The following is a 13,343-nucleotide window of genomic DNA, read 5'->3' as shown; positions in this document are numbered from 1 at the left end:
GGAAGCCCCGACCCGGAGGATGCCATGGCGATCGAGTTCCGCTCCGTGACCAAGCAGTTTCCTGATGGCACGGTCGCGGTCGATGACTTCAGCCTGCGCATTCCCGCACACAAGACGACGGTCTTCGTGGGGTCGTCCGGGTGCGGCAAGACCACCCTGCTGCGCATGATCAACCGCCTCGTCGACACGACATCTGGCGAGATCCTCATCGACGACGAGCCCATCACGGGACGCGACCCGGTGCAGCTGCGCCGCAGCATCGGCTACGTCATGCAGAACGCGGGCCTGCTCCCCCACTTCTCGGTGCTCGACAACGTCGCGACGGTGCCGGTCTTGAGTGGCACCCCGAAGGCCAAGGCGCGCGAGCGCGCCCTCGAACTGCTCGACGTGGTCGGCCTGGACCGCAGCCTCGCGGGCCGGTACCCTCGGCAGCTGTCGGGCGGTCAGCAGCAGCGCGTCGGCGTCGCCCGCGGCCTCGCCGCCGACCCGAACATCCTGCTCATGGACGAGCCGTTCGGCGCCGTCGACCCGATCGTGCGCAAGGAGCTGCAGGCCGAGACGCTGCGTCTGCAGCGCGACCTCGACAAGACCGTCGTCTTCGTCACGCACGACATCGACGAGGCCTTCCTCCTGGGCGATCAGGTCGTCATCCTGCAGAAGGGCGCCAGGATCGCACAGGTCGGCAGCCCCAGCGAGATCATCGAGCGTCCCGCGAACGACTTCGTGCGCGACTTCGTCGGACTCGAGCGCGGGTCACGGGCCCTGCGCACGAAGCAGACGACAACCGGCACGGTGCTGGTCGATGACGCGGGTCGCACGCAGGGCGTGCTCGTCGAAGGCGACGGGTCACCGTGAGCTGGATCCTCGACAACCTCGACCTCATCTGGAGCCTGTCACTGGATCACCTGCGGCAGAGCATCGTCCCGATCGTGCTCAGCTTCATCATCGCGGTGCCGATCGGCTGGTCGGCGTTCCGGTACACGAAGCTCCGCGGACCGGTACTCACGACGGTCGGGCTGCTCTACACGATCCCGTCGCTCGGGCTGTTCGCGGTGCTCGCCGCGAGCTTCGGCTTCCGCATGGACAGCGAGATCAACCTCATCGTGGCGCTCACCATCTACGGCGTCGCGATCATGGTGCGCTCGGTGACCGACGGACTCGAATCCGCAGACCCGAGTGCCCGCGCGGCGGCCGTCGCGGTCGGCTACGGTCCGTGGCGCCGATTCTGGGCCGTCGAATTCCCGCTGGCCGGTCCGGTCATGCTCGCGGGGCTTCGGGTCACCGCCACCTCGACGATCTCGCTCGCGACCGTCGGCATCCTCATCGGCATCCAGAACCTCGGCTACCTGTTCACCAACGGCGGGCAGCGTCGGATCATCCCCGAGGTGCTCGCGGGCGTCGTCGCCGTCGTCGTCATCGCGATCATCGTCGACCTGGTGCTCGCCCTCGCCGGGCGCCTGCTCATGCCGTGGCTGCCCACCCGCGCGGCCACCCGTCGTGAGCGCCGCGCCGCACGCTCCGCGAAGGCGGCGATCGCATGAACCTCTTCATCGATGCCTTCGCCTGGATCTTCTCGCCCGACCGCGCGACCGGCTCGCTTCCCCTCTGGGAGGCGATCGTGCAGCACCTCGCGTTCACGTTCGGCTCGGTCGCGATCGCCGCGATCATCGCGATCCCCGTCGGCTGGCTGATCGGCCACACGGGCCGCGGCCGTGACTTCGCCGTCGCACTCTCGGGCGCGGCGCGCGCGATCCCCGCCCTCGGACTCGTCGTGCTGCTGTGGCTCGTCCTCGGCGTCACCCACAAGACCGAGGCGGCCGTCGCGTCGTTCGTCGTGCTGGCGATCCCGTCGATCCTCGCCGGTGCCTACGCCGGCTTCGAAGCCATCAACCGCACCACGATCGATGCCGGGCGCGCTGTCGGCATGACAGCATGGCAGGTGCTGTGGAAGATCGAGGTGCCGCTCGGACTGCCGCTGCTGATCGGCGGACTGCGCTCGGCGACCCTGCAGGTCGTCGCCACCGTCACGATCGCAACGTACGTCGGCCTCGGCGGGCTCGGCTTCTACATCCTGCAGGGCATTCCCCTGCGCCGCTTCGACCAAGTGCTCGGCGCATCCATCGTCGTGATCGCGCTCGCCCTCATCCTCGACGGAATGTTCGCCCTGCTGCAGCGCGTTGTCGTTCCACACGGCGTGACCGCGCGACCGGCGCGTCGACTCACCCCGCTCCGGCGCCCGTCGGTCGCCACTTCTTGAGACCCTGCATCACAACCACCACACGGAGGTACCCACCATGTCCCGCACACGCACACGCACCCGCCTCGCGCTCGCGCTCGGCACGGCGGTGATCGCCGCGGTCGCCCTCACCGGTTGCGCCACGAGCGACCCGCTCTCCGGCGACGAGCCGGACGGCGACACCGGCGAGACGAGCGACACGATCGTCATCGGCTCGCAGGCCTACTACTCGAACGAGATCATCGCCGAGATCTATGCGCAGGCCCTCGAAGGCGCAGGCTTCGAGGTCGAACGACAGTTCAACATCGGGCAGCGCGACGCCTACCTGCCGTCGCTCGAAGACGGGTCGATCGACCTGTTCCCCGAATACACCGGCAACCTGCTGCAGCACTACGATCAGGCGGCCACCGTGACCAGTTCTGAAGAGGTCTATGCGGCGCTCGCCGACGCACTGCCGGATGGGCTCGCCGTACTCGAGCAGTCTCCCGCGACTGACCAGGACTCGTACAACGTGACGGCCGAATTCGCTGCCGAGCACGACCTCAACGCGATCGGCGACCTCGCGAACGTCGACGGCACCCTCGTCCTCGGCGGCGCGCCCGAACTCGAGGAGCGCCCGTACGGCCCCAGCGGCCTCAAGGACAAGTACGGCGTCGACGTGCAGTTCCAGGCCACCGGTGACACCACGGTCGACGAACTGGTCGCCGGCAACATCCAGATCGCCAACGTCTACAGCGCCGACCCGCGCATCGAGACGCAGGACCTCGTCACGCTCACCGATCCGGACGGCCTGTTCCTGGCATCGAACGTCGTGCCGCTGGTGAACGGCGACTTCGCCGACGACGCTGCGGCCGTCATCAACGACGTGAGCGCCGCCCTCAGCCCCGAAGGCCTTGTCGCGCTGAACGTGCAGTCGACCGTCGACCAGCGTTCATCTGCCGACATCGCGACCGACTGGCTCGCGGAGAACGGCCTCGGCTGACCTTCGAACCCACACGATCCACGCGAGCCCTCATGGTCTGCCCCGCAGATCGTGAGGGCTCGCGAAATGTATGAGGGCTCGCGAAGGCGTCAGAAGGCGCGAAGGTTGGCGTGCAGGCCACCGGCCTCGAAGTCGCGGCGCAGGATGCCGCGGCGACGCAGCACCGGAACGAGTTCGTCGAGGGTGCGGTGCAGGGTGACCGGGTGCAGGTCGCCCCACAGCAGCACGCCGTCGTTGCCCCACTCGCCGAGCTCTTCGATCATGTCGGCGAACTCCTCGGCCGTCCCGACGAACCCGGTGCGATCGGAGATGCGTCCCGCTTTGGCGAGGGCGGAAAGATGCGCCCGGAGCGGCGTCGACGAGACGTCGCGGTCACCGGTGAGCCGGCGGATGCTGCCGTGCGAGACGTGTTCGCCAAAGACACCGAGGTCGAGCGGGCGGTCGAGATCGAGCGCCGTGAGGTCGGTCTCGAGGTCGCTCGATTGCTTGCGCGCGATCGCCAGCAGGGCCGCATCGTCGGGGGCGGCAGACGCACCGACGATGCGGTCGGCCTCTTCGATGCTCGAGACGATCACCGGTTGGATCGCGAACATGATGCGGATGTCGTCGGCCGAGCGGCCGCGTTCGACTGCCGCCGCATGGATGCGCGCCCTGTAATCACGGACGCTCTGCTCGTGCAGGGGGGCGAGCGCGAGCTGGATGTCGGAGTTCGCGCCCGCGAATGCGAGCCCTCTGCCGGATCCGCCCGGTGAAGCGATAGCCGGCTCGCCATGCTCGAACGGGATGGCGTTGAGTGGGCCGTCGAACGCGAAGTACTCGCCGCGGTGACGCACGGCATCCATCTTCGAGCCGTCCGCGTACACGTCGGTGGTGGTGTCGGCGACGAGGGCGCCGTCGTTCCAGCTGCGCCAAAGTGACCGCAGACCCGCGAGCCACTCTTCGGCGCGGTCATACGCGGCGTCGTGCGCGAGCGGCGGCGCATCACCGAAGTGGCGCGCACTGCCGGTGTCGGTCACGACGTTGAGCCCCAGCCGGTGCCCCGACAGATGCTGCAGCGTCGCGAACTGACGCGCCGCCGTGTAGGGCAGCATCGCCGCCGGATTGACGGTCGGGATCACACCGAGGTGACGCGTCGCCTGGAACAGGTACGGCGCGAGCATGAGCGGGTCGTGCTTGGGCCCACCGAACGCGTGCCGCACCCGCAAATCGATCGTCTCGGGCGACCCCATCGACGGAGCGTCCTCGATGAGCAGAAAGTCGAACCCGGCCTGCTCCAACAGCTGTGCAGACTGTGCGTACAACGCAGGCGTTGTCCAGTCGTGGCCCCAGTCCCAGCCAGCCGCGCCCCACCCCTGCGGGCCGAAGCCCCGGGCCAGGAACCAGCCGAAATGCTGCAGGCTGGTCACGCCGACACTGCCGCCGGCACGTCCGCGGGCGCGACGGCCTCGAGCACCTCGAGCGCGGCCGTCACATCGGCGATCAGGTCGGCGGCATCCTCAATGCCGATCGACAGGCGCAGCGTGCCGGGGTACACCCCGACGGCCGCCTTCTGCTCGGCGTCGAGCAGCGTGTGGCTCGTCGAGCCCGGGTGCAGCACGAGGGAGCGGACGTCGCCGATGTGTGTCATGTGCGTGAAGACCTCGAGCGCCTCGACGAACCGCTCCGCGGCCTCGTCGCCGCCGCGCAGCGTGATCGTGAACACGGCGCCCGGGCCTGCAGGCAAGTAACGCTCGACGAGCGCATGCTCGGGGTGACCGGGCAGATCGGGGTGGTCGACCTGCGCCACCTGCGGGTGCGCGGCGAGCGCTTCGGCGAGGGCGCGGGCATTGGCGGTCTGCCGTTCGACGCGCAGGCTGAGGGTCTCGATGCCCTGGCCGATCAGGAACGCGTTCAGCGGCGACGGCGTGGGGCCGAAGCGGGGCGCGACGCTCTCACGGGCATAGGCGATGCGGGCGTCGCCGGCGGCGCGGCCCGCGAAGCTCTGCGTGCAGCCGCGGGGAACCTCCGTGAGCTGCGGGAACAGCACGCCCGTCGAGGCCGCATCGAACCGTCCGTTGTCGATGATGACGCCGCCGAGCACGGCACCGTGACCGGCGAGGAACTTGCTGGCCGAATGCACCACGACATCCGCGCCGTGCTCGAGCGGACGCAGCAGGTAGGGCGTCGCGAGCGTGTTGTCGATGACGAGCGGGATGCCGTGACGGTGCGCCACCTCGGCGATCGCTTCGATGTCGAGGATGCGGTTGGGTCCGTTCGAGATCGACTCCGCGAACAGGGCGCGGGTCTCGGGACGGATGAGGCGCTCCCACGCTGCCGGATCGTTCAGATCGTCGACGAAGTCGGTGGAGATGTCGAAGCGCGACAGGCTGTCGACGAGCAGACCGCGGGTGCCCTCGTAGATGTGGTTCGACGAGACGATGTGCTGCCCGGCCGACACGATGCTCATGAGTGCCACGGCGGTCGCGGCCTGACCGCTTGCGAGCAGCAGCGCCTGCGAGCCGCCCTCGAGGTCGGCGATCGTGCGTTCTACGGTCTCGACCGTGGGGTTGCCGATCCGCGTGTACGCGTACCCCTCGCCGTTGCCGAAGTGCGCGGCCGCATCGCCGTACTCGCCGAAGCTGAAGCCGGCCGTCAGGTAGATCGGGGTTGCGCGCGGCGTCGCGCCGCCGCTCCCTTCACCCGCGTGCACCTGCCGCGTCGTGAACCCGGTACAGTCCGCTGCGCCCATCGTCGACCTTCCCATTCGTGACTCGACACCCCATCGTGCCGCCTCCCGCGCACCCGACCTATCAGGGTGTCGTCGTGTTACGGCGGGGCGCCGATAGCGTGAGACGCATGGGGATCCGCACGCCGACGCGCCTCGACACCACGCCGCTCACCTGGACCTGCGTCAGCATCATCGGCGACATTGTGTCGTGGCTCTCGTGCTGAGCCCCCTACCCTTGACCAAGCCCCGACCCGAGGAGACGACGTGTCCACACCGCATCAGGCCGCACCCGGTTGGTATGCCGACCCGCAAGACTCGCGATTGCTGCGTTGGTGGGACGGCTCGCGCTGGGGCGTGCAGACGACCCCCGCACGCACCACACCCGGCGCGGTGGTGTCGGCTGCGCCCGGCTCGCAGGCGGCCGTGCGATATGCGGCGCCGCAGACGACGGCACCCGGGTACGAGATCCCGGTCGGCGCGTGGCGCACTCCGATCGACAACCGGCCGATCGTGAACGGGATGGGCGAGGCGATCAAGGTCGTCTTCGCCAAGTACGCCCAGTTCGACGGACGCGCGAGTCGCAGTGAGTACTGGTACTTCACGCTGTTCACGGTCATTTGCTTCCTGGGCGGAGCCATCGCGGTGCTCGTGCCGTTCATCGGCTTCCTGGTCGCGTTCGCGCTGATCGCCGGCGCCCTCGCCGTGTACGTGCCGACCCTCGCCGTCACCGTCCGACGGATGCGGGATGCCGGGTGGACATGGCCCTGGATCTTCCTCTCGCTCGTTCCCGGCGGCTCGATCTTCTTGATCGTGGTGTGCTGTCAGCCCAGCAAGTATCCGTGAACGGCAGACGCCCCCCACCTCGACTGAGGTGGGGGGCGTCTGTCTGCGATCAACGGGCCGCGAGCTGCGACTTGTCGTCGTCGGAGACCTCACCACTCTCGGAACGCAGCGCGGCATCGGCTGCCTTCAGGGCGCGGTTCTTGCGGATCGCGAGGACGACGAGCGCGACACTGACGGCGACGAGCACGAGGTAGATCCACGGCTGTTCGAGGTTGAACTCGCGCAGGATCGTCCGCGAGTTGGTGATCAGGATCACGCTGCCGACGAGGGCGCCCAACAGCGGGAGCGAGACCTTGCGTACCAGGTAGGCGGCGAACGGCGCCGCGATGACGCCGCCGGCCAGCAGCGCGAGCACGATGCCGAAGTCGATGCCGGCGGTGCCGAGTGCCAGCAGGAAGCCGACGCTCGCGGCGACCGTGACTGCGAACTCCGCTGCCGAGACCGAACCGATGACCCGTCGCGGGTCCATCTTTCCGCTCGAGATGAGCGTCGGCGTCGCAACCGGTCCCCAGCCGCCACCACCGGTGGCGTCGATGAAGCCGGCGAACAGACCGAGCGGAGCGAGCAGCACACGGCGCGGGCGAGCATCACGGGCCACGCGCGGCGGCCGGCGGAACACGAAACGCGCGATGACGTAGACGCCGAGGGCGAGCAGGATCAGCGCCATCCAGGGCTTGGCGGCGTCAGTGGCGAAGCCGGTGAGCACGTGGGCGCCGACGAACGCGCCGATCGCACCGGGAATCGCGATCCACCCGACGACCCGCCAGTCGACGTTGCCGAATCGCCAGTGCGCGAAGCCCGACACAGCGGTCGTGCCGACCTCTGCGAGGTGCACGGACGCCGAAGCGACGGCGGGCGCCACACCGGCGGCGAGCAGCAGCGTGCTCGAAGTGACGCCGTACGCCATGCCCAGCGAGCCGTCCACCGTCTGCGCGGCGAGCCCGACAAGGGCGAAGATGATCAGTCGTTCCACGGTGAGTCTCCAACGTTCGGTGCCGACCACCCCACATGATCGGACTTACTGGATCAAAATAGTCCTGTTTCGGCCCGTGCACCAGCAGAGATTTCGCAATGTGTCGTCGGCCACCGACATCAGGCAAGATCAGACCATGCGCATCACAGCAAAAGCGGACTACGCCGTCCGTGCACTGGTGGTGCTCGCCGCCCAGGAACCCGATGCGCCGATGTCGGCAGATGCGATCGCCGACCAGCAAGCGATCCCCGTCGCCTTCCTGCTCAAGATCCTCGCCGACCTGCGAACGGCGCGGCTCGTCAAGAGCCGACGCGGTGCGACGGGGGGCTACACACTCGCCGCTCCGGCAACGACCGTCACCATCGCCGATGTGATCCGGGCCGTCGAAGGTCCGCTCGCCGACGTTCGTGGAGAGCCACCGGAGAATCTGGACTACCCCGCGCCGACGAGCGCCCTGCGCGAGGTCTGGCTCGCGACACGCGTCGCCTTGCGCGACGTCTTGGAGCGCACGACTATCGCCGACGTCGCGACCGACCGACTCCCCCCGCACGTCACTGCCGCGCTCGACAGCCCCGGCGCGGATCGTCGCCGCTGAGGTTCTCCGCCGTCGGCGGCCGGAGACCCGTCACAGACGCCTGGTAGCGACCGGGTCCATGATCTGCAGCGCGGGCGTGAGCGCCTCGCGCTGGTCGAACACGAAGCAGTCGCCTTCCCAGTGGGCGCCGCCCATCTGCTCGAACCAGCCGAGAATGCCGTCTTCGAGCTGGTAGGCCTCGACGCCCGCTTCGCGCAGTACGATCGCGGCCTTCTCGCAGCGGATGCCGCCGGTGCAGAAGCTCACGACGGTTTTGCCTGCGAGCTCGTCTCGGTGCGAGGCGACCGCATCCGGGAACTGCGTGAAGCGGTCGATGCGCCAGTCCACGGCATCCGCAAAGGTGCCGTAGTCGACCTCGAACGCGTTGCGGGTGTCGAGCATGACGACCTCGCGCCCGTCGTCGTCGTGCCCCTGCTCGAGCCAGCGCTGCAGCGTCACGGGGGTGACGGCGGGGGCGCGACCGTCGGCGGGCACGACCGTGGGACGGTCCATGCGGATGATCTCGCGCTTGACCTTCACGAGCATCTTGCGGAACGGCTGGTCGTCGGACCAGCTCTCCTTCGTCGTGAGTGCGGCGAAGCGTTCGTCCGCGCGCAGTGCGTCGACGAAGCCGCGAACGGCGTCCGCTGGACCGGCGAGGAACAGGTTGATGCCTTCCTCGGCGAGCAGGATCGTGCCCTTCAGGCCGCCGGCGTCCGCGCGCTCGCGCAGCACCTCGCGCAGCCCGGCCGGATCAGCGATGGGCGTGAAGCGGTAGGCGGAGATGTTCAGGACGGATGCCACGGCACCACAGCCTACGCGCCGCTCGGCCCCGGTCGTTGACCGAGCGCGACCTAAACGCCCGCCGGCATCCGCTCCGAGATCGCGCTGAGCGCGGCGATCTCGTCGGGCGCGAGTTCGAGCCGGGCACCCGCGAGGAGGTCGGCGACCTGCTCGACGCGCGACGCCGATGCGAGCGGCGCGACCACCGTCGGCTGCACGCGCAGCCACGCGAGGGCGACGGCTGCGACCGACGCGCCGTGGCCGCCGGCGATCCGCCCCATCGTGTCGATGAGCTGGAGCCCTTCCGGAGTCGCATACGCGGCGGCCGCGCCCGCGCGGGGCGAGGCGTGCCCGTCGGTCTCGACGGAGCGGTACTTGCCGGTGAGGAACCCCTTCGCGAGCGAGAAGTACGGCACGACGGCGAGGTCGAACTCGGCGGCGACCGGTGCGATGTCGCGCTCGAACTCGACCCGGTGCACGAGGTTGTAGTGCGGCTGCACGGCGACCGGCGCTGCCACTCCCAGTTCGTCGGCCAGCCGGATCCACTCGCGAATGCGGTCGGCGCTGTAGTTCGACACTGCGACGTTACGCACCAGGCCGTCGCTCACAAGCGCGCCGAACGCGGCAACGGTCTCTTCGAGCGGGGTCGCGGCGTCGTCGAAGTGGGCGTAGTAGAGATCGATGCGGTCGGTACCGAGGCGGCGGAGGGATGCTTCCGCGGCGGCGCGCACGTTCGACGCCGACAGTCCCTTGAAATCGGGATGCTGACTGACCTTCGTCGCCACGACCACGTTCTCGGGGCGGCGGGAGGCCAGCCACTCCCCGATGATCGTCTCACTCTCGCCGCCGGCGTGCCCCGGCACCCACGCCGAGTACGAGTCGGCGGTGTCGATGAAGTCGCCGCCGCCCTCACGGAACGCGTCGAGCACAGCGAAGGAGGCGTCACGGTCGGCGGTCCAGCCGAACACGTTGCCGCCGAGCGAGAGGGGAAGGACGTCGAACTCTCCGATACGGGTCATGGTGGTGACAAGTCCGCGCGCGGGCGGGCTATTCCATCCCGACGCGCGCACCAACTCCGCAGATTGGCACGACGCCCGCAGGATTCGGCGATATGGGTGCGGAGACGCCGACATTCTGCGGAGTTGGTGCCATCGCGATCGCTTCACGGCTCCCGGCATCTATTCACCGGAATAGAACCTGTGGGCGTACCGTTGCACGCGTCATGCAACGCTTCGGAACCCTCTCGTTCGGTCATTACGGCCCCCTCGGCGGCGGCAGGCAGCTCAGCGCCGGCGACTCGCTGCATCAGGCGATCGACCTCGCACAGGGCATGGACGACCTCGGCGTGAACGGCGTGTACTTTCGGGTGCACCACTTCGCACGCCAGCAGGCATCACCCATGCCGCTGCTGTCAGCGATCGCGGCGCGCACGAGGCGCATCGAGATGGGCACGGGCGTCATCGACATGCGCTACGAGAACCCGCTGTATCTGGCCGAAGAGGCCGCCGCCGTCGACCTGATCTCCGACGGACGACTCGCACTCGGCGTCAGCCGCGGCTCACCCGAGACCGTCGTCCGCGGCTACGAGGCGTTCGGCTACACGGGGTCGACCGACCCGCGCGGGGCCGACATCGCCCGCGAGCACTTCGACCTGTTCTTGCGCGCCATCGAGGGCGAGGGCCTGGCCGAACGCGACAACCAGAGCCCGTTCGGCGGCGGCACCGGTATGCAGCGCATCGAACCGCACTCCCCCGGCCTGCGCTCGCGCGTGTGGTGGGGCGCCGGCAACCGCGACTCGGCGGAATGGGCGGGCAGGATGGGTGTGAACCTCATGTCGTCGACCCTGCTCACGCAGGCCGACGGTCGCCCGTTCGACATCCTGCAGGCAGAGCAGATCGATGCGTTCCGGGCGTCGTGGAAGGATGCCGGGCACGCCGGCACGCCGCGAGTGTCGGTGAGCCGCTCGGTCTTTCCGATCACGACCGCCGAGGACGAGCTGTACTTCGGCCACAGCCAGGACGGCGACGGCATCGGGGTCATCGACGGCATGCGCTCCACGTTCGGCAAGACGTACGCAGGCGCACCCGACGTGCTCGTTGAGCAGTTGCAGCAGGATGCCGCCGTCATGTCGGCCGACACCCTCATGCTGACGATTCCGTCGCAGTTGGGTGTCGAATTCAACCTGCGCATCGTCGAGTCCTTCGCGACGCACGTCGCCCCCGCGCTCGGCTGGCAGTCCACGCTCGCCTCGGCCTGACGCCCGTCGCCCGTGCGCAACTCCTGAGTTTTCACGCCGCCCGCCCGCGCCGACCGCGAACTCTCGCGGCGCGCGGCAACCGGCATCTCGGAGACTCAGGAGTTGCGCACACGGCCCCGTTGCGACCGAGCGACGGAAGGCGCACCCTGGGTCGATGGGAACCCTCTGCTACACCGCAACCGTCTCAGTCGACGGGTATGTCAACGACGCCGACGGCGATTTCCAGTGGTCGGGACCGGGTGAGGATGTCTTCCGGTTCCACATCGAGCGGATGGCGCCGATCTCCGCCGAAGTGCTCGGGCGCAAGACCTACCAGCTCATGCAGTACTGGGACACCGATCAGGACGACTGGGGTGCCGACGAGCAGGAGTTCGCCGACCGTTGGCGGCGCATCGAGCACGTCGTCGCCTCGTCCACGCTCGCTCCCGGTGACATCACCTCGCCGACTGGTCGTCTCGTCGCCGCGCTCGACCTCGACGCGCTCGCGCAGCTCGTCGCCGACGCAGACGGCGAGATCGAGATCTTCGGGCCGACGACCGCCGCACCGGCGATCCGGGCGGGCATGGTCACCGACTTCCGCTTCTTCATCGTGCCGAAGGTCGTCGGCGGTGGCACGCGCGCGCTGCCCGACGACGTCGATCTGGACCTCGACCTCGTCGAACTCCGCACGTTCGAGAACGGCATCACCCTGCTGCACTACCGCGCCCGGTGACCGCACCGGTCGGACCGCTCCCCTACGGTTGAGGCATGCTGATCGCACCGCTCACCGCATCCGACCGTGCCGACTGGCAACCGCTGTGGGACGCGTATCTGACGTTCTACGAGACCGACCTCGATCCCGCGATCACCGAGACGACGTTCAGCCGTCTGACGACCCCCGGATCCGGCCTGCACGGAGCGATCGCGCGCGATGCGTCGGGCACGGCCGTCGGGCTGGTGCACTGGCTCACCCATCCGGCGACCTGGTCGACGAGCGCCTACTGCTACCTCGAAGACCTCTTCGTCTCGGCCGACGCCCGCGGCGCCGGTGCGGGCGCAGCCCTCATCGAGCACGTGCGAGCATGGGCCGAGCACGACGGTGCGTCGAAGGTCTACTGGCTGACGGCCGAAACCAACGCGACGGCCCGCCGGCTCTATGACCGCGTCGCAGCGCGCACGGGGTTCGTGCACTACCAGATCGCGCTGTGACCGGGCCAATCAGTCGCGCGATGTGGCGTTGACGGCGCCGGAACGCTCCTGGCCTGACAGCGCGGCGATCGCGTCCATCATTCGCGCCGTGATCTCGCGGCGGGCCTTGCCGTCGGCGACTCCGTCGAGATCGGAGAGGTCGAGCGGGGCACCGAATCGCACCTCGAGGCGAGGGCGGCCGGGCAACAGGTGCCCGAAAGGCTTGACGGTGCCCGTCGCGACCAGTCCCACCGGCACCACCTGGGCCCCTGTGTCGCGCGCCATCCACGCCGCACCGCCGTGTCCTTCGTGCAGCTTGCCGTCGCGCGAGCGAGTGCCCTCGGGGAAGACCGCGAACACGCTCCCGGCACGAAGGATGCCGCTGCCCGCCGAAAGCGCCGCACGGGCGTCACGGCCCGTCGAGCGATGCACCGCGACACCGCCGATCGATGTGAAGAACCAGCGGCGGAACCTACCGAGCACACCGGGCCCCGTGAAGTACGCCGACTTGATGAGGAACTGCACCGGCCGAGGCGCCGACGTCGGGATGATGACGGTGTCGAGGGCCGCGAGGTGGTTGCTGGCCAGCAGCACGGGACCGGTGTGCGGCACATGTTCGCGCCCGGTCACCCGTGTCCGGTAGATCAGCCAGAACAGCGGGCGCAGGATCGCACGGCCCGCGAAGTAGACGGCACCGGGTCGCGGGGCGGGCGCGGGTGGCACGACGGCTTCGGTCACTCCGTCACCCTATCCATGCCACAGGCCACGGCCTCCAATGGCACAAGCAACGGCGTCCAATGGCACAGGCCACGGCATCCGCC

15 protein-coding genes are annotated in these 13,343 nt (G+C 69.1%); 9 read left to right on the top strand and 6 right to left on the bottom strand.

Translation table 11 applies throughout. The annotated features are described in order from the left end of the window. The first annotated feature begins 24 nt into the window (after window positions 1-24). Genes AC3ENX_RS00940 through AC3ENX_RS00925 form a run of 4 tightly spaced genes read left to right on the top strand, consistent with a single transcriptional unit; the run spans window position 25 to window position 3,218 of the window. On the top strand, window positions 25-855 hold the full coding sequence (locus tag AC3ENX_RS00940) for an ABC transporter ATP-binding protein (protein WP_434809970.1): 831 nt from the start codon (window positions 25-27) through the stop codon (window positions 853-855). After that, on the top strand, window positions 852-1,541 hold the full coding sequence (locus AC3ENX_RS00935; protein ID WP_434809969.1) for an ABC transporter permease: 690 nt from the start codon (window positions 852-854) through the stop codon (window positions 1,539-1,541). Before AC3ENX_RS00940 ends, AC3ENX_RS00935 begins: the two co-directional genes overlap by 4 nt. Continuing rightward, window positions 1,538-2,257 carry an ABC transporter permease gene (locus AC3ENX_RS00930; RefSeq protein WP_434809968.1) on the top strand — a complete coding sequence of 240 codons (720 nt, stop codon included), beginning with the start codon at window positions 1,538-1,540 and terminating at the stop codon, window positions 2,255-2,257. The genes AC3ENX_RS00935 and AC3ENX_RS00930 overlap by 4 nt, the downstream gene beginning before the upstream one ends. 37 nt (window positions 2,258-2,294) lie before the next feature. Then, window positions 2,295-3,218 carry an ABC transporter substrate-binding protein gene (locus tag AC3ENX_RS00925; RefSeq protein ID WP_434809967.1) on the top strand — a complete coding sequence of 308 codons (924 nt, stop codon included), beginning with the start codon at window positions 2,295-2,297 and terminating at the stop codon, window positions 3,216-3,218. Window positions 3,219-3,307: 89 nt separating this feature from the next. On the opposite strand, the gene AC3ENX_RS00920 is transcribed toward AC3ENX_RS00925, so the two are convergent. Both AC3ENX_RS00920 and AC3ENX_RS00915 read right to left on the bottom strand, forming a co-directional pair. Then, window positions 3,308-4,624, bottom strand: a complete 1,317-nt coding sequence (locus AC3ENX_RS00920) for an LLM class flavin-dependent oxidoreductase (protein ID WP_434809966.1) — start codon at window positions 4,622-4,624, stop codon at window positions 3,308-3,310. Continuing rightward, window positions 4,621-5,946, bottom strand: coding sequence for an O-acetylhomoserine aminocarboxypropyltransferase/cysteine synthase family protein (locus AC3ENX_RS00915; RefSeq protein ID WP_434809965.1), 1,326 nt, complete (start codon window positions 5,944-5,946; stop codon window positions 4,621-4,623). The genes AC3ENX_RS00920 and AC3ENX_RS00915 overlap by 4 nt, the downstream gene beginning before the upstream one ends. A 243-nt stretch (window positions 5,947-6,189) precedes the next feature. On the opposite strand from AC3ENX_RS00915, the gene AC3ENX_RS00910 reads away from it, so the two are divergent. Continuing rightward, entirely contained in the window at window positions 6,190-6,768 is a 579-nt protein-coding gene (locus AC3ENX_RS00910; protein WP_434809964.1) for a DUF805 domain-containing protein, read from the top strand. 49 nt (window positions 6,769-6,817) lie between these two features. On the opposite strand, the gene AC3ENX_RS00905 is transcribed toward AC3ENX_RS00910, so the two are convergent. Next, entirely contained in the window at window positions 6,818-7,741 is a 924-nt protein-coding gene (locus tag AC3ENX_RS00905; protein ID WP_434809963.1) for a sulfite exporter TauE/SafE family protein, read from the bottom strand. A gap of 19 nt (window positions 7,742-7,760) precedes the next feature. Here AC3ENX_RS00905 and AC3ENX_RS00900 point away from each other — a divergent pair, with 19 nt between their 5' ends. After that, window positions 7,761-8,336, top strand: a complete 576-nt coding sequence (locus AC3ENX_RS00900) for an RrF2 family transcriptional regulator (protein ID WP_434809962.1) — start codon at window positions 7,761-7,763, stop codon at window positions 8,334-8,336. 30 nt (window positions 8,337-8,366) lie between these two features. Here the strand turns inward: AC3ENX_RS00900 and AC3ENX_RS00895 are convergent, their stop codons facing one another. Both AC3ENX_RS00895 and AC3ENX_RS00890 read right to left on the bottom strand, forming a co-directional pair. Further along, on the bottom strand, window positions 8,367-9,119 hold the full coding sequence (locus AC3ENX_RS00895; RefSeq protein ID WP_434809961.1) for a sulfurtransferase: 753 nt from the start codon (window positions 9,117-9,119) through the stop codon (window positions 8,367-8,369). Between the two features lie 50 nt (window positions 9,120-9,169). Next, complete coding sequence (locus AC3ENX_RS00890) at window positions 9,170-10,117, bottom strand: aldo/keto reductase (RefSeq protein ID WP_434809960.1); 948 nt, start codon at window positions 10,115-10,117, stop codon at window positions 9,170-9,172. Between the two features lie 203 nt (window positions 10,118-10,320). Here AC3ENX_RS00890 and AC3ENX_RS00885 point away from each other — a divergent pair, with 203 nt between their 5' ends. The 3 genes from AC3ENX_RS00885 (at window position 10,321) to AC3ENX_RS00875 (ending at window position 12,543) form a co-directional block, all read left to right on the top strand. Next, window positions 10,321-11,355 carry an LLM class flavin-dependent oxidoreductase gene (locus AC3ENX_RS00885; RefSeq protein ID WP_434809959.1) on the top strand — a complete coding sequence of 345 codons (1,035 nt, stop codon included), beginning with the start codon at window positions 10,321-10,323 and terminating at the stop codon, window positions 11,353-11,355. 154 nt (window positions 11,356-11,509) lie between these two features. Then, on the top strand, window positions 11,510-12,067 hold the full coding sequence (locus AC3ENX_RS00880) for a dihydrofolate reductase family protein (RefSeq protein WP_434809958.1): 558 nt from the start codon (window positions 11,510-11,512) through the stop codon (window positions 12,065-12,067). 35 nt (window positions 12,068-12,102) lie between these two features. Then, entirely contained in the window at window positions 12,103-12,543 is a 441-nt protein-coding gene (locus AC3ENX_RS00875; RefSeq protein WP_434809957.1) for a GNAT family N-acetyltransferase, read from the top strand. A gap of 9 nt (window positions 12,544-12,552) precedes the next feature. Here AC3ENX_RS00875 and AC3ENX_RS00870 read toward each other — a convergent pair whose 3' ends face one another. After that, window positions 12,553-13,260 carry a lysophospholipid acyltransferase family protein gene (locus AC3ENX_RS00870; RefSeq protein WP_434809956.1) on the bottom strand — a complete coding sequence of 236 codons (708 nt, stop codon included), beginning with the start codon at window positions 13,258-13,260 and terminating at the stop codon, window positions 12,553-12,555. Window positions 13,261-13,343: the final 83 nt, after the last annotated feature.

The sequence above is a fragment of the Microbacterium sp. bgisy189 genome (genome assembly GCF_057707225.1).
Note: the sequence above shows the minus strand (reverse complement) of the source record. Positions and strands in the feature narration are given on the sequence as shown.

Excerpts from the sequence above, each read along its gene's own strand:
- AC3ENX_RS00940 (WP_434809970.1), top strand. The coding sequence starts at position 25 with ATGGCGATCGAGTTCCGCTCCGTGACCAAGCAGTTTCCTGATGGCACG.
- AC3ENX_RS00930 (WP_434809968.1), top strand. The coding sequence starts at position 1,538 with ATGAACCTCTTCATCGATGCCTTCGCCTGGATCTTCTCGCCCGACCGC.
- AC3ENX_RS00925 (WP_434809967.1), top strand. The coding sequence starts at position 2,295 with ATGTCCCGCACACGCACACGCACCCGCCTCGCGCTCGCGCTCGGCACG.
- AC3ENX_RS00915 (WP_434809965.1), bottom strand. The coding sequence starts at position 5,946 with ATGGGCGCAGCGGACTGTACCGGGTTCACGACGCGGCAGGTGCACGCG.
- AC3ENX_RS00890 (WP_434809960.1), bottom strand. The coding sequence starts at position 10,117 with ATGACCCGTATCGGAGAGTTCGACGTCCTTCCCCTCTCGCTCGGCGGC.
- AC3ENX_RS00885 (WP_434809959.1), top strand. The coding sequence starts at position 10,321 with ATGCAACGCTTCGGAACCCTCTCGTTCGGTCATTACGGCCCCCTCGGC.
- AC3ENX_RS00880 (WP_434809958.1), top strand. The coding sequence starts at position 11,510 with ATGGGAACCCTCTGCTACACCGCAACCGTCTCAGTCGACGGGTATGTC.
- AC3ENX_RS00875 (WP_434809957.1), top strand. The coding sequence starts at position 12,103 with ATGCTGATCGCACCGCTCACCGCATCCGACCGTGCCGACTGGCAACCG.